This is a genomic window from Myxococcus sp. CA040A (assembly GCF_013336725.1).
GTDB lineage: Bacteria > Myxococcota > Myxococcia > Myxococcales > Myxococcaceae > Myxococcus > Myxococcus llanfairpwllgwyngyllgogerychwyrndrobwllllantysiliogogogochensis.
The window spans coordinates 781,452-799,850 of the sequence record NZ_JABUMR010000002.1 but is presented as its reverse complement, the minus strand read 5'-3'; the positions used below and the strand labels follow the sequence as shown (position 1 = coordinate 799,850).

Annotated in this window: 17 protein-coding genes; 11 read left to right on the top strand and 6 right to left on the bottom strand. The window is 68.8% G+C overall.

Annotated features, from left to right (window positions below; translation table 11 throughout):
- The first annotated feature begins 72 nt into the window (after positions 1-72).
- A complete protein-coding gene (locus HUA75_RS09970; protein ID WP_174486233.1) occupies positions 73-834 on the top strand; it encodes a hypothetical protein in 762 nt (253 codons plus the stop codon).
- A 25-nt stretch (positions 835-859) separates the two neighbouring features.
- Here the strand turns inward: HUA75_RS09970 and HUA75_RS09965 are convergent, their stop codons facing one another.
- Positions 860-3,367 (bottom strand): WD40 repeat domain-containing protein, encoded by a 2,508-nt coding sequence (locus HUA75_RS09965; protein ID WP_174486232.1) that lies wholly within the window; start codon positions 3,365-3,367, stop codon positions 860-862.
- Between the two features lie 194 nt (positions 3,368-3,561).
- Positions 3,562-3,939 carry a hypothetical protein gene (locus tag HUA75_RS09960; protein ID WP_174456765.1) on the bottom strand — a complete coding sequence of 126 codons (378 nt, stop codon included), beginning with the start codon at positions 3,937-3,939 and terminating at the stop codon, positions 3,562-3,564.
- Positions 3,940-4,218: 279 nt separating this feature from the next.
- Between HUA75_RS09960 and HUA75_RS09955 the strand changes: the two genes are divergently transcribed.
- From HUA75_RS09955 to HUA75_RS09945, 3 genes are all read left to right on the top strand, one after another.
- Positions 4,219-4,752 carry a hypothetical protein gene (locus HUA75_RS09955; protein ID WP_141647013.1) on the top strand — a complete coding sequence of 178 codons (534 nt, stop codon included), beginning with the start codon at positions 4,219-4,221 and terminating at the stop codon, positions 4,750-4,752.
- A 15-nt stretch (positions 4,753-4,767) separates the two neighbouring features.
- Positions 4,768-5,304 (top strand): hypothetical protein, encoded by a 537-nt coding sequence (locus HUA75_RS09950; RefSeq protein WP_174486231.1) that lies wholly within the window; start codon positions 4,768-4,770, stop codon positions 5,302-5,304.
- Positions 5,305-5,391: 87 nt separating this feature from the next.
- Entirely contained in the window at positions 5,392-5,979 is a 588-nt protein-coding gene (locus tag HUA75_RS09945; protein WP_174486230.1) for a hypothetical protein, read from the top strand.
- Between the two features lie 81 nt (positions 5,980-6,060).
- On the opposite strand, the gene HUA75_RS09940 is transcribed toward HUA75_RS09945, so the two are convergent.
- Complete coding sequence (locus tag HUA75_RS09940; RefSeq protein ID WP_141647010.1) at positions 6,061-6,699, bottom strand: glutathione S-transferase N-terminal domain-containing protein; 639 nt, start codon at positions 6,697-6,699, stop codon at positions 6,061-6,063.
- Positions 6,700-6,803: 104 nt separating this feature from the next.
- Between HUA75_RS09940 and HUA75_RS09935 the strand changes: the two genes are divergently transcribed.
- On the top strand, positions 6,804-7,733 hold the full coding sequence (locus HUA75_RS09935) for a LysR family transcriptional regulator (RefSeq protein WP_174486229.1): 930 nt from the start codon (positions 6,804-6,806) through the stop codon (positions 7,731-7,733).
- 93 nt (positions 7,734-7,826) lie between these two features.
- On the opposite strand, the gene HUA75_RS09930 is transcribed toward HUA75_RS09935, so the two are convergent.
- A complete protein-coding gene (locus tag HUA75_RS09930) occupies positions 7,827-8,942 on the bottom strand; it encodes a Gfo/Idh/MocA family protein (protein WP_174486228.1) in 1,116 nt (371 codons plus the stop codon).
- 272 nt (positions 8,943-9,214) lie between these two features.
- Here HUA75_RS09930 and HUA75_RS09925 point away from each other — a divergent pair, with 272 nt between their 5' ends.
- The 3 genes from HUA75_RS09925 (at position 9,215) to HUA75_RS09915 (ending at position 13,638) form a co-directional block, all read left to right on the top strand.
- The gene (locus HUA75_RS09925) at positions 9,215-11,488 is read left to right on the top strand and encodes a hypothetical protein (RefSeq protein ID WP_217446009.1); all 2,274 of its coding nucleotides are present in this window, start codon (positions 9,215-9,217) and stop codon (positions 11,486-11,488) included.
- A gap of 153 nt (positions 11,489-11,641) precedes the next feature.
- Positions 11,642-12,766, top strand: a complete 1,125-nt coding sequence (locus HUA75_RS09920) for an NAD(P)-dependent alcohol dehydrogenase (RefSeq protein WP_174486226.1) — start codon at positions 11,642-11,644, stop codon at positions 12,764-12,766.
- A 32-nt stretch (positions 12,767-12,798) separates the two neighbouring features.
- Positions 12,799-13,638 (top strand): SDR family oxidoreductase, encoded by an 840-nt coding sequence (locus HUA75_RS09915; RefSeq protein ID WP_174486225.1) that lies wholly within the window; start codon positions 12,799-12,801, stop codon positions 13,636-13,638.
- Positions 13,639-13,640: 2 nt separating this feature from the next.
- Here HUA75_RS09915 and HUA75_RS09910 read toward each other — a convergent pair whose 3' ends face one another.
- Complete coding sequence (locus tag HUA75_RS09910; RefSeq protein ID WP_174486224.1) at positions 13,641-14,006, bottom strand: hypothetical protein; 366 nt, start codon at positions 14,004-14,006, stop codon at positions 13,641-13,643.
- A gap of 366 nt (positions 14,007-14,372) precedes the next feature.
- On the opposite strand from HUA75_RS09910, the gene HUA75_RS09905 reads away from it, so the two are divergent.
- Positions 14,373-15,230 carry an arginase family protein gene (locus tag HUA75_RS09905; RefSeq protein WP_174486223.1) on the top strand — a complete coding sequence of 286 codons (858 nt, stop codon included), beginning with the start codon at positions 14,373-14,375 and terminating at the stop codon, positions 15,228-15,230.
- A gap of 45 nt (positions 15,231-15,275) precedes the next feature.
- On the opposite strand, the gene HUA75_RS09900 is transcribed toward HUA75_RS09905, so the two are convergent.
- A complete protein-coding gene (locus tag HUA75_RS09900) occupies positions 15,276-16,517 on the bottom strand; it encodes an MFS transporter (RefSeq protein ID WP_141648071.1) in 1,242 nt (413 codons plus the stop codon).
- Between the two features lie 178 nt (positions 16,518-16,695).
- Between HUA75_RS09900 and HUA75_RS09895 the strand changes: the two genes are divergently transcribed.
- Together HUA75_RS09895 and HUA75_RS09890 are read left to right on the top strand one after the other, a co-directional pair.
- On the top strand, positions 16,696-17,583 hold the full coding sequence (locus tag HUA75_RS09895) for a LysR family transcriptional regulator (protein ID WP_174486222.1): 888 nt from the start codon (positions 16,696-16,698) through the stop codon (positions 17,581-17,583).
- A gap of 14 nt (positions 17,584-17,597) precedes the next feature.
- Positions 17,598-18,380, top strand: a complete 783-nt coding sequence (locus tag HUA75_RS09890) for an NAD-dependent deacylase (protein ID WP_174486221.1) — start codon at positions 17,598-17,600, stop codon at positions 18,378-18,380.
- Positions 18,381-18,399 lie beyond the last annotated feature (19 nt).

Here is an 18,399-nt window from a genome sequence, read left to right as displayed (position 1 = left end):
GCCTCGACCCAGGGAGACGCACCTCGAAGCCATGCCTCGTGGGCCCGCTGGACTGGCATAGGCTGCGGGCCGATGAAACTCACCCGGCTCCGTGTCACCGGCTTCCGCTCGCTTCGAGCCCTGGACCTGCGTCCCCGTGCCTTGTGCGTGCTGGTGGACTCCGAGGAGACGGCCACCCGGGACTTCGCCGCGCTGCTCGCGCTGCTCCGGGCGCTTTCGGAAGGACGACTGCAAGCGTACCTGCGCGAATCCGGCGTGCTCGCGGGGCCCGGGGCGACACAGCCTGTCAGGCTGGAGCTGAGCTTCTTTGACGACCACTATGGCGTGGAGCTCCAGCCCCAACCTGGTGGCGAGTGGCACGTGACGAGGGAGTCGGTGGACCTCAACGTGGGGCTGTCAGCCCTCCTCGTCGACCCTGCCCTCGATGCGCCCTGCGCGGAGGCCTCGCTGCCCGAGCTCGCGCCCCGGGAACCCTCATGGTCGACGCCCAAAGGGGCCACTCAGGACGAAAAGGAGAGCTGGTACGTGGGCAACGTGTTGGAGAGCTGGCTGTGGTGGCTGCGGTGCTTCCTGCGTGGCATCCAGCTCGACGACGACGCGCCTCTCGAAGCGCTGACGCTTCGCTTCTTCGTGGAGCCCTCACGCGACCCGCCTCCGAACGCCATCTGGGAGCAAGCCCAGGTCGCGCACTCCGCCGCGCGCCTGTCCCAGGTGGTGCTCTGCACGCCGTCGGAGTCGCTGGCGGAGACCTTCGACCTCCGCGACGTCATCCGCGTGGACACGCGAGAAGGCGTGGCCCACTTCACGCCCCTCGCTGTGCCCGAGGACACCTGAGCCACGGCACCGAGAGGTCTCCCCCTCAGGGAGTAAAGCGCCAGACTCGCAACGAGGCATCCCGTCCGCCCGTGGTGACCAGACTCCCATCGGGCCTCCAGGACACGGCCGAGACGTTGTTGTCATGGAAGCCGATGACAGTGGCTGGCAGCGTGGGCGCGCTCGCGTCCCACACGAAGACCTGACCGCCGAGCCCACCTCCCGCGACACGGCGGCCATCCGCGCTCCAGGCGAGCGCCTCCGGAGAGAATGCGAACGGCGTCTCCGCGAGCAGCTTCCCCGTCGCGACCTCGCGCACGGACAGGCCCGGCCTCCCACCGAAGGCGAGCTTCGTGCCATCCGGGCTCAGGGCGGCGGCCAGCGGCGCGATATCCACGCCGGGCGCCACCGAGGTGATGGCCTGGGTCCTCGGGTCCCAGAAGTCCCAGGTCATGCCGGCGTAGGCGACCACGAGCGTGCCCTCCGGAGTCCATGCGAGCGACAACACCTGCCGCGAGCCATCCGGGAAGCGGAACAGCTCCGCGCCATTGCTCGCCTGGTGGATCCGGATGACACCGCGCTCGGAGGCGACCACGGTGCCCCCCAGGACGCTCGCCACCCGCGTCCCATCGGGGCTCGGCGCGACCATCTCCAGCCCCAGGGATGACGTCGGCTCCCGTCGGATGGGGAGCTGCGCGAGCGTCCCGTCGTTCGTGCGCCAGACATTGATGACGCCATCGTCCCCACCCGTGAACAGCCGCGTCCCGTCGGTGTTCCACGCCAGCGCGTGCACTCCCAGCCCACCATGGCCGGACAAGGTCCGCAGCGGGTCGCCCACGCGGTCCCAGAGGCGCACCTCTCCCTCGTCGCCACTGGAAGCCAGCACCTCGCCGGTCGGGCTCCAGGCCGCCGCCTCGACGGTGTAGTGGTGCGACAGGACCTCGCGCCGGGACCAGGTCCCCGCGCCGGAGTCCACGGTGAAGACATCGAGGACCGGCGGCAGGTCATCCACCACGAGGAACTGGGGCTTCGTCGGATGGAAGCGAAACGCGTCGTAGCCCATCAACGTCCCTGGCAGAGGCGGCTGGCTGGCCTCCACCACGACCTCGCCCGTGCCCGCGTCGAGGACGAACAATGCGCGCGCGGCCCCCGCGACACCGAGCCAGCGTCCATCCGCGCTCCAATCCACCTCGGACGCCAGGTCCCACGCGCGCTCATACGTGGCCTCCACGCGATAGCCGTCGGTGGCGTACACCTTCACCTCGCCCTGCAAGCCCACCACGAAGCGCGTGCCGTCCGGGCTCCATGCGAAGCCCGCCACACCCGTCAGCAGCTCCTCGGGGCCCTGGGTGCCCACGACGTGGAACTCGACCCACCGCGAGAAGCCTCCGCCCTGTCCCGCCAGCATCGCGAGGCGCGAACCGTCGGGGCTCCATGACAGTCGACGCACCTTGTCCACGGCCACCAGCATCTCGCCCGCGCGCTCTCCGGTGGTGGGGTTCCAGAAGTGGACCTCCTTGCTGGCGTCCGTCGCGCTGGCCAGCCGCGTGCCATCCGGGCTCCACGCCAGTGTCCGCACGCTGCCGGCCTGCACGGGCCACTGATTCAGCATCCGGCCCGCCGCCACATCCAGGACCGACACGCGGCCCGTCGACATGCCGACGGCCACGACCGCGCCACCGCCGGGCTTCCAGGCCACCGTGGTGAAGCGAGCGGGAGGCACCGGCGCCATCAGCCGCGTCACGCGCCCGCTCGTCGCATCCCAGATGCGCAGCAGGCCATTCGCCGAGACGCTCCCATCCACCGCGGCGAGCAACGTGCCATCCGGGCTCCACTCCGGTGACGTCGGCAGGCGCGCGCCCGTGCGCTGCCAGGAGAGCGCCGTGTCGAGGACCGGCGCGAAGCGCACCGTGAAGACCTTGTCGGCGTCGAACAGCAGCTCACAGCGCCCGAGCGTGCCCTCACACGCGGAGGTCCCCACCAACTGCCAGCCCGACGCGGGCACCACGTCCAGGGTGACCCGAGTGCCCGCGGGGTGCCGCACACCGCAGGTGCCGGGGCAGTCGATGCCCGAGGGAGTGCTCGTCACCCGTCCCTGCCCCACGACCTCCACCTGGAGCCCCCAGGCTCCGTCGGGCTGCACGCCCCGGATGATGAAGGTGAGCTGGGGCGACCACGCCCCCTCGTTGCCAGCCGAGTCCACCGCGCGGCACCGCGCCTGGAAGGTGCCTTCTTGCGTGAAGGGGATGTCCACGCCGGACATCGTCCCGCTATCGACCTCCGGGGACTGGGGAAGCGTTCCGCCCGCGCCCCAATCGAAGACATAGGTCAGCGAGTCTCCGTCCGGATCCGCGGCCGTGCAGCGGAAGCGCACGGGCACACCGGGCTCCACCAGTGCATCCTCTATCTGGATGCGGGCCACCCCGGGCGCTCGTGACGAGGGCTTGGGTGGATCCTCCTTGGAGGAACACGCTCCGAGCACACAGGCCAGCGCCAGTCCGACAGACAGGGATGAGAGAGAGACGATGCGCAGGGACACAAGACGCGAAGTCATGGGCATTCTCCCGCGCGTCCCGGCCCCCCAGATGCGCGTGAGGCCCTTCCCTAGCCCTCCTCCCAGGCGGTGTCAAAGCCTGTCGGCGAGACTCGCTGAGAAGCATTCCCCACGAAACCATCGCAAGCAGCGGCACGAGAAGATTCCCGCGCCCACCGCGTCGCGACTGTCATTGCGTCGCCTCCTCGTCCCACTCAGGCCACCCGGGAGCCTCCCGCCCCCTGGAAGTAGTCGGCGAGTTTGCCGCTGTTCGCGGCCGCGGTGGGACTGCTCGCCGCCACGCCGGGCTTGGCTCCCGTGACGACCTCCACGGCCTTCTTGAAGATGAGCGGGAGCGCGGCGCCGAGGACCAGGTACTGGCGCGCGGGAATACTGCCGTCCCCCGCGAACCACGCCCACACCGCCACGCCGGAGCCGACAATCATCAGGCCCGTGATGACCCAGTAGGGAATGGACCGCATGAGCGCCTTGTAGCGCCCCGTCCCTAGATGCTCTCGCAGCCCGTACCAGTGCAGCAGCTCCTGCAACGCGCTGCCCAGCATTCCTATGAGGATGATTTGAATCGCGCTCATGTCGGCCCTCCCGAGGTTCGGTTCCACGAGGCAGGAGTCCGCTTCGTCGCGATGTGACGTGGAGCGACCGGGCACGCGGCCACCCCTTCGTTCGTCAGCGCTGGCGAGCACCTCCGCTGGCACACCTGGCACACCCGTGCCAGGTGCCGACGGCCCCGCGTGACTCAGTCCTTTCGGATGTTTGCCTTTGAGCGACCTGGGCGAAACGCACGGCATTCGCGTTGCACATGCGGTCCTGGGCACCAAGACGGTGCTTCTTGTGAAAAGGACCCGCTGAACATGAAGAAGACCTCGCTTCGCGCGTTGTTCTCCGCGCTGCTGCCCGCGCTCCTGCTGGCCCCCGTGGCCCCGGCCGTCGCCGCCGAGCGGCTGACCTCCGCCTTCGCCTGTTTCCAGAGCACCGAGGACCGGCCCGAGGCCGACTTCGACGCGACGACGCACGGCGTGCGCAACCGCTCGGAGGGCATCAACTGGCAGTGGATCGACCTGCGCTGCCCCGTCGTGGTGGACACGGCGTTTCCGCTGAGCAGCATCTCCCAGGTCAACGTCCATGGATACGACGGCCACAGCGGTCACGATATCTATGCGATGGCCTGCGTCGCCTGGCGCTGGGCCACGGGCGGCCGCTGCGGCGGCGCGGTGCGCAGCGCGAACACGGGCACCTATGACGTGCCGATGTACCACACGGGTGTGGACTCGCTTTACTACTGGAGGACGGCGCATTGGGACTACCCCTATGTCCTCATCCAGCTCCCGGGCCGTGGCGACGCCGGGTTCAGCTCGGCGGTGGGCTACACCCTCTACAAGCCGTGATGTGAGGGACCGGCCATGAAGAATCGCACCGTCCCCTTCCTCTCCGGACGCGTGCTCCTCGCGCTGGCGGCATGTGCCGTCGGCGCGGCGGGAGCCACGCTCACCCTCCGCGCCCCTTCCGCGGTGAGCCTCTCCGACGCGGCACCGCCCGTGGTCCCCGAGGAAGCCACCGTGCGACCTTCCCCGCCGGCCCCGGTAGACCCCGCCGAGGAGCAGCGGCGGGTGCTCGCCGAATACGCGGGCGAGCTTCAGCTCCACGACCAGGAGCCCATTCAACCCGGCTGGGCCGTGCCCACCGAGACGGGACTCCGCGCCGACCTGGACACGTTGCGCACGCGTCGGCCGTTCTCCGTGCTGGGCGTCGACTGCAGAACGCGCACCTGTGTCATGACCCTGGAGTGGCCCGACTACGAGCGGGCCACGGAGACGGCGGACGCCTTGCTGCACCATCGCTACGTCGTGCCGTGCGCTCGCACCGTCTTGATGCCGGAGCCGCCTCGGCGGAACCAGCCCTACCGCACGCAGGTCTTGCTCGACTGCATGCGCGGGTAGGGAACCCTGGAGGTCAGGAGCGCCACGCTGGGGGAGTCAGGGGCCCACGCGCCAGACTCCCCTGGCGTCGTCTCAGGAGAACAGCCCTTGACCGCCCAGATCAGCGACCAGGTCCTCTATCGCGACCAGACCTTCATCCTCACCGGAGTGAAGGGCACCGAACTCTTCGTGCCAGGACGACACGGCCTCAATCCCGTGGCGCAGTCGACTGCGTGCCTGCGCGGCTTCTTCTGCGGCTACCGCGTCACAGAGGAAGGACTGTTCCTCCAGAGGCTTCATGTCGGAGTGCATCCCGACGACAAACCCGCCGTCCGGGACGGACATGGAACGCCTCTATTCGGCAACGCGCCCCGGTACGACCCGACGTATGACGAGTGCGCCGTGTACGACCCACGCCACGCGCCTGTTCCCTTCACGGGGAGCCTGCTGATCGCCACGGATTTCATCCGTGAGTTGGCGGTTCACATGGGCTTCGCGCCTGCGTGGAAGTTCCGCGAGGTCCACGAGCTGACGTTCGAGGCGGGACGCCTGACGAGTGCGCAGGACCACTCCACTGCCATGGCCCACACACGAGAACAGCGCATCGTCGGACGTCGGCTCACTCCGGGAGCATCCGCCAGTCGCGAGGAGATCGAAGCGTGGATCGAATCGACCTTCCGGCTGGACTATGAGTAGCCAATCCACCCGGAGCGAGCGCGGAGCCCCGGCATCGGAAGCTCCGCGCTCCTCCAGGGGTGTCGCGCCGTTCCGAATCGCTCACGCCTTCGTCGGGTTTCGGGCCTGGTACTCCGAGTAGAGCGTCCGCTCCTCGCGAAACGCCTGCGCGATGCTCGGCCGCTCCCGGAGACGCGAGACGTAGGAGACCAGCGCGGGCCACTTCTTCAGGTCCACGGGGGTCGCCACACACCACCCCAGCACGGCGAACAGGTAGGCGTCGGCGACGCTGAATTCCTGCAACAAGAACTCGCGACCGCTCAGGTGCTTCTCCAGCAGGTCCATCCGTGAGGTCGCCTTCCCCAGGGCATAGGCCTTCGCCCCCTCGGGCGCCGCGGGGTCCAGCAGCGGCGTGAAGACCGCCTTGTGCAGCTCCGTGCCGATGAAACACAGCCATTGCTGGAGTCGCTCACGCTCCTTGCGCTCCGTCGGCGCGAGCCTCGCCTCGGGCCAGCGCTCCGCCACGTGCTGGAGGATGGCCGCGTTCTCCGAGAGGATGTCTCCGTCATCCGTCCGGATGGTCGGCACGAAGCCCAGCGGGTTGATCTCCCGATAGTCCTGGCCGTCCTGCGTGCGCTTCGTCTTCGGGTCCACCTCCACGAACGTGGCCTTCGCGCCAGTCTCGTAGAGTGCGATACGGGTCGCCAGCGAGCAGGCCAGCGGAGAGAAGTAGAGCTGCATGGTCATTCCTCCAGGACGTCGAACACGTTCCCCTCTGGGAACGCCGACGACTCTGGGCCCCGCCGACCTATGCGTCCAACGCATCCTTCGCATAGGCTCGATGCATGAATGACATCGCCAGCCCCCCCACCACCCGCCTCGACATCAAGGACCTGCGCGTCGTCGTGGCCCTCGCCTCGGCGGGTACGACGGCGCAGGCCGCCTCCGTGCTCCACCTCACGCAGCCCGCGGTCAGCCGCGCTCTGCTGCTCGCGGAGGACAAGCTCGGCACCCGCCTCTTCGACCGCACCCACCGCGGCCTCGTCCCCACCGAAGCGGGGAGACAGCTCGTCGCCGGCGCCTCGCGACTGCTCGTCGAGCTGGGTGACCTGGAGCGCTGTGTCCTCACGCCCGCCGCCCCACCCCTCCGCCTGCGCCTCGTGTGCGAGTGCTACACCGCCTACCACTGGCTCCCCTCCCTGCTCGTGGACCTGCGCAGGAGCATGCCGGGGCTGGAGGTCACCCTCGCCGTGGAACACACGCGCGACCCCATCCCGGCCCTCGAAGCGGGCGACATCGACGTCGCGCTCCTCACCCAGGCGACCATCCCTCGCGCCACGCTCGGGGCCCGCAAGCTCTTCTCCGATGAGATTGTCTTCGTCGTGGCCTCATCGCACCCGCTCGCGGGACGCAAGACACTCACTCGGGATGACCTGCGTGAGCACACCCTGCTCACGTCCCAGACACCTCCGGCGGAGTCCCACTGGTTCCTCACCCAGGTCTTCGGCCGGGAGCGCCCCCGCCTCCGCTTCGAGCGACTCCCCCTGACGGAGGCGATGTTCGACCTCGCGCGTGCGGGCCTGGGCGTCGCCGTCATCTCGGAGTGGATCGCCGGACCACATCTCGGCAAGGGAGACCTGGTCGCGAAGCGGCTCGCCTCGGGGCCGCTGCAGCGCTCCTGGCGCATCGCCTGGAGACGCGAGGCCAGTGAGGCCGCGCACCGCCTGGCGACCGCCCTGGAGGGTCTCGCGCCCCGCCGTCTCGCCGCGGGGTGAGCCACGACACGGCGATGAAGCTCACGTCTCGGGTGAGTAGTGACTGTTCCCCCAGGGCGCTGCGCGGGGTGAGCCACGCAACGGCGCTGAAGCTCACTCCACCGTGGGCGCTGGCGCGTTCACCGGCTCCGGGGGCTCGATGGCCGGCCGGACGATGAGCTGGTCGATGGACGGCCTGTCACGCCGCTCGAAGGGCGCGAGCTTCACGGCCCGCCCCGTGCGCGCGGACTCCTGGAGCGCGACAATCACCCGGACGTCCGCCAACCCCTCCCAGCCCGACGGCTCGGGCTCGCGGTCCTCCAGGATGCACCGCGAGAAGTAGAGCAACTCCGGCGCGAACTGGTCGTGCTTCGCGAACGTCCGCTCCTCCGTCGTCCCGCCGAGGGTCACGAAGTGTTTGCGCTCGGAGTCGTAGCCAAACCCCGGGTCCGCGCGCAGGTCCCCCTTCGAGCAGATGACCCGGTAGCTGGAGACCGCGGATGCGGCGTGGCTGATGCCGAACTGGCCCATCCGCCCCTCGGAGAAGCGCAGTAACGCGAACGCCGTGCCGTCGACGCCCTTGAAGCGCGCGTCCGGGTCCTCCTGCGTGAAGCAGACCACTTCCGTGGGCTCGGCCCCGAAGAGGTAGCGCGCGGCGTTGATGGGATACGGCCCCTCGTCGAGCAAGGCCCCGCCTCCCACGTCGGCGCGCGTGCGGATGTCTCCTCGGCGGGCCTGCTGCGTCATCACGGCGGAGAACATCATCGGGTCCCCCAACTTGCCCGAGCGCAGCAACTCGATGGCCCGCAGGTTCGCCTCCTCGAAGTGGAGCCGGTAGGCGACCATCAACCGGACGTCGTGCTCGTCCGCGACGCGAATCATCGCCTCGCAGTCCTCCACCGTCGTCGCCATCGGCTTCTCGCACAACACATGCAACCCCGCCCGGGCGGAGCGCTCGGTGAACTCCCGATGCAAGGTGTTGGGCAGCACGATGTAGACGGCGTCGACCTCCGCCTCCCGGCAGACCTCCTCGAAGTCCTCGTAGCCCGCGCAGTGTTCGACACCGTACTGCTCGCGCAGCGCCTCACGCTTCGTCCGGTCCGAGGAGAAGATGGCCACCAGTTCGGAATTCTCCCCCGCGTTCTGGAACGCCGGGAGGATGGCCACCTGCGCGAGATTTCCCGCGCCCACCACCGCATAACGAATTCGCCGAGTGCCTCGCTGAGCCATGGACACACCTCCCCTGGAGGACACGCTGTGCGCCAGTGTCAGCGGCCACAAGTCCCGCGACGAACCCGGGCGCCCCGCACGACAGGAAGGGGGGCGAACCAGCAACCACGTCGACAGGTCGCTCGCGGCATTTGAGGGAAGAAATGGGGGGAGTGCCGTTCAGCCAGCGCGGGCCTTGGAATCGCAGTCACCGCCGCGTCGCAACTCCTACCCCTGGACGACCCATGCTTGAAACTCCACGGTTGACCCTTCTTCTCGCCGTCGTGACAGCGATGAGTCTCATTGGCTGCCAGAGCGCCGAGCCCCCGGCGGACGAGCGCGTCATCACCTATGGCCACGGCGCCTTCCTCGGGGAGGGTGGCAAGGTCATCACCGCTGACCTTGGAATGGTGCAGCGCACGCAGAAGGACTTCCTGGAGACCCTGCGGCGTCAGGCCTTGGAGAAAGGCGGCCTCGACATCAACGGCCCGCGCAAGGTCATCACCAGTCAGGTGGAGGACGAGGTCCTCGCCAACGCGCTGTACATCGACTGGTTGAACGACACGCTGCGCCCCGAGGACTTCACTCGCATCCGCTCCCTCAACGGCGCTCTGCGCATGCACTACCTCAAGCGCCTGAGCACGTCGAAGGTGGGACGAGCCGAGCAGCACGAGACGAAGGGCGTGGGCGCCGACGTCGCGAGGAAGCTGGAGGCCCAGGGCATCAAGACCTTCTCCATCACGGAGAACAGCGGCGAAGCCTACATTCGCGAGTGCGCCGCCGCCGGGGTGCCCATTCCTCCGCCCATGTTCTCCGCGGGCTGGGTCAACCGAGGCGTCATCGAAGACGAGTTCATCAGCACCACCGAGAAGGCGGAGTTGATGCACTACACCAGCGACAAGCCGCCGGGTGTCTGCCTCGCCCTGCCCCGCTACCTGCGCGACGACAAGTCCATCGACCTGCTCGGCATCATCTGCCTCGGCACGCTCAGCAACAAGGCGTGCTTCTGGGACAACCCCGCGAGCAAGACCTTCATCCGAGGCGTGCAGGTGGACATCAAGGACTTCGTGGGTGGCTATGCCCTCGAAGCCAACGACCAGGGCACCTGCTCGGACTGCCACGCGGGCGAGAACCCCTTCGTCGTCCACCCGGAGAAGCCCCCCTTCGTCGGCTTGGACCTGTTCGGGACGGGCTGGTACGAGCCCATCGTCCATCAGGACTGGCCGCAGAACCCGGGCCCCTCGTATCTGCTGGAGGCCGTGTCCTCCGAGGGCCGCTGCGACAGCTGTCACCGCGCGGGCGGCTCCGGGCGCCGCTTCCCCGCGCTCTCCAAGGAGCTGCCCGGCTACTGCGCTATCGTCCTGGAGACCGCCGTCAGCCCTCCGCTGCCTGGAACGATGCCGCCCTACGGCGCGGACCGCTCACAGTTCACCGCGCACGTCGACGCCCTGCGCAAGGCCTGCAAGGCGCCGAAGCCGACGGGGACCACGGTGCCCGGCAACATCCCGGATGACACGGGCTATCTCTCGCCGCCCGTGGTCATCGACCCACTGTATGGCTGCGCGACGCAGGTCGCGGTGCGCGGCGCGGTGCTCGACGCGAAGGTGACGCTGACCATCAACGGCACCGACGTGGGCTCGCTCATCGCCCGCAGTCCCAACCACGAGGTGTTCAACGTGCCGGCGCTGGTCGCCGGTGACAAGGTCTCCGCCCGACAGGAGAGTGGTGCGGCGGTGTCCGGCCCGTCACCGGAGATCAAGGTCCGCGACCACAAGGTCGACTTCCCCACGGGACTGCCCGCGCCCGCCATCGACCCGACGCTCATCTACGAGTGCGCGGAGGTCATCTCCGTGCGCCACGTCCCGGGCGCGAAGCTCACCGTCACGGTGAACGGAGGCTCGGCCGTCTCTTCGTCGACCAGCACGGACTGGACGGCCATCCGCCCGGGCAAGACGCCCTTCGTCGTGGGCGACGAGTACAAGGCGGTCATCAGCCTGTGCGGCGACAAGAGCCCGGAGTCCGCGCCCCAGAAGGCCGTGAAGGCGCCCGCGAGCATCCCCGCGCCCTCGTTCGACCCGCCGCAGACCTTCGCGGGTCAGCAACTGGTCAGCCTGGGCTCGCTGACGAACGGAGCCCGGACGAGCATCGACGTGTTGGGTGTGGGCTCCGCGGGTGGCTTCTCCACGCCCATCTCCTGGTTCCCGGACTACGACTTCGCCACGCCCCTGGGCCGCGCCCTGAACTCCGGCGAGGTCCTGGTCGCCCAGCAGAAGCTGTGTGACGCGGGCCCAACGAACCAGACGCCGCCGGCGGGGAGCTGCAAGGAGCTGCCGGCGCCGCGCATCCTCCAGCCGCTCGCGGGCACCAACTTCGTCATCGTGTCGCAGGCTGTCCCCGGCGCACGCATCCGCGTCTATGACAGCACCAACAAGGAGATTGGCGACGGCAGCGGCAACGTCATCCTCTTGAGCCGCGACCTGGTGGCGACGGATATCCTCACGGTGGTCCAGCAGGTCGGCAAGTGCACCAGCGGCACCGCGTACCGCATCAGCGTGCGCGGCGGGTAGCCACGCGCACGTGGGCAGGAGGCTCGGCCGGCGCCAGGCGATTGGCGTGGAGCCGAGCCTCCCTGCTTCCCTGCTGAATGCAGCGGGCAAGACTCCTCTCCCCGACAGGGCGTCCGTACCCTAGCCAGGACCGGCACGAAGGAGAGAGAGCCAATGAGTGAGCAAGCCCAGGCCAGGGCGGCCGTCGTGTGGAAGAAGGGCGGCCCCTTCCAGCTCGAGGACGTCACCGTCGAAGCCCCTCGGGCGGACGAGGTGCTCGTTCGGATGGTCGCCACGGGCATGTGTCACACCGACATGATTGTCCGCGACCAGTACTACCCATTGCCGCTGCCCATCGTCCTGGGGCACGAGGGCGCGGGTGTCGTCGAGCGCGTGGGCGACCGGGTGACGAAGGTGGCCCCGGGCGACCACGTCGTGATGGCCTTCACCTTCTGCGGAAAGTGCGACCTGTGCCAGTCAGGGCATCCTGCGTACTGCCGGGAGTTCTACGCGCGGAACATGGGCGGTGGGCGGATGGACGGGTCCACCGCGATTCAAAAGGAGGGCAAGCCCCTCCATGACCACTTCTTCGGCCAGTCCTCCTTCAGCACCTTCGCCATCGCGACGGAGCGCAACATCGTCAAGGTGCGCAAGGACGTGCCGCTGGAGCTGCTCGGGCCGCTGGGCTGCGGCATCTCCACGGGAGCGGGCGCGGTCCTCAACTCCCTGGGAGTCAAGGCCGGGCGTAGCTTCGCGGCCTTCGGCTCCGGCGCAGTGGGGCTCAGCGCCATCATGGCCGCGCGGCTCGCGGGGGCCACCACCATCATCGCCGTGGACACCAAACCCAACCGCCTGCAACTGGCGCAGGAGTTGGGCGCGACGCATGCGGTGAATGGTCAGACCGAGGACGCGGTGGAGTTCATCAAGCGCGTCACCGGAGGCCGGGGCGTGGACTACACCCTTGAGTCCACGGGGAACCCGAAGGTGCTTCGGCAGGCCATCGACTCGCTCGACATCCAGGGGACGTGCGGTGTCGTCGGCGCGCCTCCTGTTGGCACCGAGGCGAGCTTCGACGTGAATGACCTCATGATTCCCGGCAGGAGCGTGCGCGGCATCGTCGAGGGCGACAGCGTCCCGGACGTCTTCATCCCCCAGCTCATCGACCTCTACGCCCAGGGTAGATTCCCGTTCGACAAGCTGGTGAGGTTCTACGCCATGGAGCAGATCAACCAGGCGGCCAAGGACTCGGAGAAGGGTGACACACTCAAGCCCATCATCCGGATGACGCGGCCCACCTGAGGGCCTCGCGCCCCAGCCACGGAGGAGACGACATGGCGGACACACCGATTGCCGTCACCGGCTGCACGGGTCGACTCGGGGGACGCATCGCGCGTCGGCTCGCGGCCCAGGGAGTCTCTCAGCGACTCATCGTTCGCGACGCGAAGCGGGCCCCTTCGCTGCCGGGCGCCGAGGTCCACGTCGCGACCTATCGAAATCGCGACGCGCTCGCCCGCGCGCTCGAGGGCGTGCGGACCGCGCTCTTCGTGTCCGCGAAGGAGGCGCCGACCCGACTGGAGGAGCACTTCGCGTTCATCGAAACAGCGGCGGCCGTGGGCGTGGAGACGCTCGTCTACACGTCGTTCTACGGCGCGGCCCCGAATGCCACCTTCACCTTCGCGAGGGACCACTGGGCCACCGAGCGGCGCTTGCGGGAGCAGCGCTTCTCCTCGGTGATGTTGCGAGACAACCTCTACCTGGACTTCCTCCCCATGATGGCGGGAGAGGACGGCGTGCTCCGAGGCCCCGCGGGGCATGGACGGGTCGCGGCCGTTGCACAGGACGACATCGCCGATGTCGCCACCGCCGTGCTGCTGAATCCCCGCGAGCATCGGGGCCGCACGTACTCGTTGACCGGACCGGAATCGCTGACGCTCGACGAGGTCGCCGCCGTGCTCAGTCGGAAGCTGGGGCGCCCCATCCGCTACCAGGCGGAGAGCATCGAAGAGGCGTATCGCTCGCGGGCCCGCTACGGAGCCGAGCAGTGGCAGGTGGACGCGTGGGTGAGCACGTACACGGCCATCGCCGCGGGTGAGCTGGCGGACGTCACGACCGACGTCGAGCGCGTGGCGGGACATGCGCCCATGAGCCTGGAGACCCTGCCCCTGACGTGAGCCTAGGGCGCCGGCTTGTGGGCCTTCAGCACCCTCTTGAGTTCCTCCGCGATGAGGTCGAGCTTCCGCTCCGTGTCGAAGCCGTCGCAGGTCGCGCGGTACTCGACCTCCTTCGCGTTCCAACTCGGGATGACCCAGAGCTTCTCGCAGTCACACCGCAGCCTGGCGAGCAGCTTGCGACCCTTCTTCGCGCGCAGCTCCGCGACCCAGCAGGAGTCCGCGCAGCCACACGAGCGGTACTCCAGGACCTGCGACTTGTCCTCCCAGGGAATCGTGTAGAGGGGATGTTGCGCCGGCGCGAGCCCCGGCAGCGCGAGCACCGCGACGCCCGCCAGCCACAGCCATGACCTGGCACTCCGCTGCGACATGGTCCGCCCCTCGGCCTTTCAGCGCATGCCCAGGAGCGGGCCCGCGCGATGAGGGGAGTATAGCCGCTCGCGACGCGTCCACTGAGCCATCGTCAGCTGCACTGCGATGTCGAGCGCCGGGCAGTCTCCGCCTCCAGTTGCTTCAGCCGCTTCGTGTCGTTGGCGTCCATGCCCCCGAAGCGCTTGGCGCCACACATAGACCGTCGGCTCGCTCACCCCGTGCTTCTTCGCGGTCTCCGGTGAGGAGGACCGCGCGGACCTGGACACGCTGATGCGGGTGAAGTGGCCGCGCTGAGTCCTCGCTCCTGGGCGGGTTCGGTCGTAACCTCCGTGGTGCACCCCAGGCCACGTGCCACCGGAGGGCTCATGCATTCGACCGAAGGTCGCGCGGGCAGGGCAACTCGTTTCGACCTGATGCTTGCGTACGGACAATGGCAGGGTTCGGGTCGCCACCGGCATCTGCCGCGCGGTGCCGCGGCGGCGGCGGAGATCTGCGCGCGCTACGCGCCGCGCGTGGACGTTCCGCTCAGCGACGCGACGGGCGATGACTTCGATGTGATCGCCTGGCCCGCCTTGTTCGAGCAGTTCCGCGCGGCGCACGAACTCCTGCGGCGGCACGCTCCCGAGCGCGTGCTCACGGCAGGCGGCGATTGCGCGGTGGACATCGCGGTGATCGGCTATCTGGCACAGCGGCACCCCGGGCTCACCGTCGTCTGGATCGACGCGCATTACGACGCCAACACGCCCGCGACGTCGCCGAGCAGGAGCCTGCACGGCATGCCGGTCAGCGCCATCATGGGCTACGCGCCCGGCCCGATGAGGGAGCTGCTGCCGGCCCCCATCTCCGCGGACCGGTTCTTCTATTACGGCGTGCGAGTGGGGGACGAGGGCGACCTGGAATTCCAGAGGCAGCATGGACTCGCGCTGCTCGACGAAGCACGCGTGTCCGGCCGGAAACTCCACATCCATTTCGACCTGGACGTCCTGGATCCGGACGAATTCCCCCACCTCGCCTTTCGCGAGCCCGGCGGTCCTTCAGTGGCCGATGCGGTGTCGCTGGTCGAACGGCTGGCCGCCACCAACGATGTCGTCGGCCTGACGATCACCGAGTTCGCGCCCGACAGCGACGCCGCCGCCGCGAATGGAGGCATGGTCATCGCGCGCCTGTGCGATGCCGCGCTGAAGGGGACGGAGCGGGCGCGCGATTCGGGAGGCGGTGCCTAGCCGTTCGTGCCGGTCGACGGCTCGAAGCCGTCCGTCCGCTCGCCGTCAGCGCCGCCCTGCAGCGGGCGGAAAACCGTGGCGCTTCGCCCCCCAGGCGACGAGCAGCGTCGGCACCAGCAGGATGACGAGCATCCACGGGAAGGAAACGACTCCCAGCGTCTCGAGGAGCACGCCGCCCGCGATGCCGCCCCCCGCGATGGCGATGTTCCAGGCCGTGACGATCATCGACTGGGCGACGTCCGCCGCCTCTCCCGCCGCCTTCGCGGATGCCGTCTGGAAGAGCGTGGCGGCTCCGCCATAGGCCAGCCCCCAGACCGCGACGCCCGCGTAGACGACAGCGGGAACACTCCCCCACAGACCGAGCGCGAACGACACCAACACAAGGAGCGCCGTGCTGACGAGCACCAGCTCTCGCAGCCAGCGATCAATCAAGACGCCGATGACCCAGATGGAGACGAGCGCGAAGACACCAAAGACAAGCAGGACGATGTCGATGTTCTTCGCCATGCCCGCCGGAGCGAGGAAGGGCGCGATGTACGTATAGAGGACGTTGTGCGAGAGCACGAAGGCGAGCGTGACGAACAACACGGACCGGATCCCCGGCAGCATGAACACCTTCCGGATGGACATGCGACGGTCCCCCGTCTGGCCCGGGAAGTCTGGGAGCCTGACGAACACCCAGCCGACCAGGATGACGGTGAGGATGCTCATGATGCCGAAGGTGACGCGCCAGCCGACGGCGGCACCCAGGAAGGTCCCGGCAGGGATTCCGAGCGAGAGCGCGAGCGGGATGCCCACCATGGCGATGGCCATCGCCCTGCCCTGCTGGTGCTCCGGCACCATGCGCGCCGCGTAGCCGGCGACAAGCGCCCACAACAATCCCGCGAACACCCCGGCGAAGAACCGCGCGCCGAGCGTCAGCACGAAGTTCGTCGACACCGCCGTCACCGTGTTGACGACAACGAAGCCCAGGAGGGCGAGGATCAACAACGGTCGCCGTCGCCAGCCCTGCGTCGCGGCCGTCAGGGGAATCGCCGTCACCAGCGTGCCGATGGCGTAGAGCGTGACCAGCTGGCCGACCAGGGCCTCGGAGACACCAAGGTCCGCGCTCATCCGAGGCAACAGCCCCGCGGGCAGCGCCTCCGTCAGCACGGTGATGAACGCGGCCATGGCCAGGGCAAGCAGCCCGGCGATGGGAAGCCGCTCCTCCCGCTCGGCCGTGCCGTCAGCGTGTCGGAGTGCTGGAGCAGGCGCGGCCTGGGCGCGGGGCGTGGTCGTCGAAGTCATGGTGTCGCCAGTCAGAGGAGAGGGAGGACGTCGGACGACGGCGAAGCCCCCACCCACGGGGCGAGGCGACCTCCGTCGACGTCGATGGCTGAAACAATAGATTCGAGGTGCGGTCACGACCACCGCGCTACAGTTCCGAGCACATCGGACAGAAATGTCCGCAATCGAGGTTTGGCGCATGGACAGTCTCGGCTCACTCAACGCCTTCGTGCAGGCCGCGGATGCGCGCAGCTTCACGCTCGCCGGACGGCAGCTGGGGGTGTCGTCATCGGCCATCGGCAAGGCCGTGGCTCGACTGGAGGAACGGCTCGGCGTGCGCCTCTTCCACCGCTCCACCCGCACCATCACCCTGACGCCAGAGGGCTCGCTCTTCCTCGAGCGCTGCCGCCGCATCTTCTGCGAAGTCGAAGCTGCGGAGCTGGAGCTCGCGCAGACGCAGGGTGCGCCGCGCGGCAAGCTGCGCGTCAGCATGCCCCTGGCCGGCATGTTGATGATGCCGACGCTGAGCGCCTTCATGCGCGCGTATCCCGAAATCGAGCTCGACCTCGACTTCTCCGACCGGCTCGTCGACGTGATTGATGAAGGGTTCGACGGGGTGGTGCGCGCGGGCGAGGTGAGCGACTCCCGGTTGATGACGCGGGTGCTGGGCACCTTCCGCCTCACGCTCGTCGCCTCGCCCGACTATCTCGCGCGAAGAGGGACGCCCCGGAAACCCGAAGACCTCAAGTCCCATGCGTGCCTGCATCACCGCTTCGCGACCAACGGCAAGCTGGAGCGCTGGCCCCTGCGACGCGGGCGCAAGGAGCTGGAGCTGCCGACGACGGCGGTCGTGAGCACCATCGAACCGCTCATCTTCATGGCCGAGCAGGGCCTCGGCATCACCTGCCTGCCGGACTTCGCCATCCGCCGCCAGCTCGCGGACGGCACCCTGGCGACGGTGCTCGAACACCACACACAGCACGAAGGCACGTTCCGGATGCTGTGGCCGTCCAGCCGCTACCTGTCCCCCAAGCTGCGCGTCTTCGTGGACTTCATGGCGAAGCACCTCTTCAGCCAGAGTCGCTAGACTGGCGCGACACCATGACCGCCCTGCTCACCGAAGAGAACGTGCTGCGGCAGCTCCGCCATCGACTCCAGTCGAGCACCTGGCGCCACATCGTGGTGCTCACGGGCGCGGGCATCTCCGTGGCCTCGGGCCTGCCCACCTACCGCGGTCCCGGTGGACTGTGGACGCGTCCTGGCATGGAAGAGGTCCCAGACGTGGAGCTCCTCGCACGCGACCCCTCTCGCGTCTGGAAGCTCTTCGGCTCGCTGCGAGGACTCGTGGGGGACGCCCAGCCGAACGCGGCGCACCTCGCGCTCGCGGAATGGGCGGGGCGGCTCGGGAAGGGCTCGACCTTCACCCTCCTGACGCAGAACGTGGATGGGCTCCACACCCGCGCGGGCAGCCCGGAGGTCGTCGAGCTGCACGGCTCCCTGCTGCGCACCTGCTGCTCCAATCTGGCGTGTACGCAGAGCCCTTTCGCGGACACTTCACAGCCCGATGCGGCCCCTGCGTGCCCCGCGTGCGGTCACTTCCTCCGCCCCGACATCACCTTGTTCGGTGAACCCCTCCCCGTGGACGCCGAGTGGGCGGCCAAGAAGGCCCTGCGGGACTGTGACCTCTTCATCGCCATCGGAACGTCCGGGACGGTGGCACCCGCAGCCAACTTCGTCCGGGGCGCGAAGTACGCGGGGGCCTGGACGCTCCTCGTCAATCTCACCCCCATGGAGCCCCGCCATCCGGACTTCGACGTCGAGGTCCTGGGGCCCGCGGAGCAGGTCCTTCCCGTGCTGCTCTCGGCGGCGTCGACCTTGGCCTGAAGTGACGCATGTCAGGGAT

Coding starts and splice junctions, on each gene's coding strand:
- HUA75_RS09970 (WP_174486233.1), top strand. CDS start 73: ATGAAACTCACCCGGCTCCGTGTCACCGGCTTCCGCTCGCTTCGAGCC.
- HUA75_RS09965 (WP_174486232.1), bottom strand. CDS start 3,367: ATGACTTCGCGTCTTGTGTCCCTGCGCATCGTCTCTCTCTCATCCCTG.
- HUA75_RS09960 (WP_174456765.1), bottom strand. CDS start 3,939: ATGAGCGCGATTCAAATCATCCTCATAGGAATGCTGGGCAGCGCGTTG.
- HUA75_RS09955 (WP_141647013.1), top strand. CDS start 4,219: ATGAAGAAGACCTCGCTTCGCGCGTTGTTCTCCGCGCTGCTGCCCGCG.
- HUA75_RS09950 (WP_174486231.1), top strand. CDS start 4,768: ATGAAGAATCGCACCGTCCCCTTCCTCTCCGGACGCGTGCTCCTCGCG.
- HUA75_RS09940 (WP_141647010.1), bottom strand. CDS start 6,699: ATGCAGCTCTACTTCTCTCCGCTGGCCTGCTCGCTGGCGACCCGTATC.
- HUA75_RS09935 (WP_174486229.1), top strand. CDS start 6,804: ATGAATGACATCGCCAGCCCCCCCACCACCCGCCTCGACATCAAGGAC.
- HUA75_RS09930 (WP_174486228.1), bottom strand. CDS start 8,942: ATGGCTCAGCGAGGCACTCGGCGAATTCGTTATGCGGTGGTGGGCGCG.
- HUA75_RS09925 (WP_217446009.1), top strand. CDS start 9,215: ATGAGTCTCATTGGCTGCCAGAGCGCCGAGCCCCCGGCGGACGAGCGC.
- HUA75_RS09920 (WP_174486226.1), top strand. CDS start 11,642: ATGAGTGAGCAAGCCCAGGCCAGGGCGGCCGTCGTGTGGAAGAAGGGC.
- HUA75_RS09915 (WP_174486225.1), top strand. CDS start 12,799: ATGGCGGACACACCGATTGCCGTCACCGGCTGCACGGGTCGACTCGGG.
- HUA75_RS09910 (WP_174486224.1), bottom strand. CDS start 14,006: ATGTCGCAGCGGAGTGCCAGGTCATGGCTGTGGCTGGCGGGCGTCGCG.
- HUA75_RS09905 (WP_174486223.1), top strand. CDS start 14,373: ATGCATTCGACCGAAGGTCGCGCGGGCAGGGCAACTCGTTTCGACCTG.
- HUA75_RS09900 (WP_141648071.1), bottom strand. CDS start 16,517: ATGACTTCGACGACCACGCCCCGCGCCCAGGCCGCGCCTGCTCCAGCA.
- HUA75_RS09895 (WP_174486222.1), top strand. CDS start 16,696: ATGGACAGTCTCGGCTCACTCAACGCCTTCGTGCAGGCCGCGGATGCG.
- HUA75_RS09890 (WP_174486221.1), top strand. CDS start 17,598: ATGACCGCCCTGCTCACCGAAGAGAACGTGCTGCGGCAGCTCCGCCAT.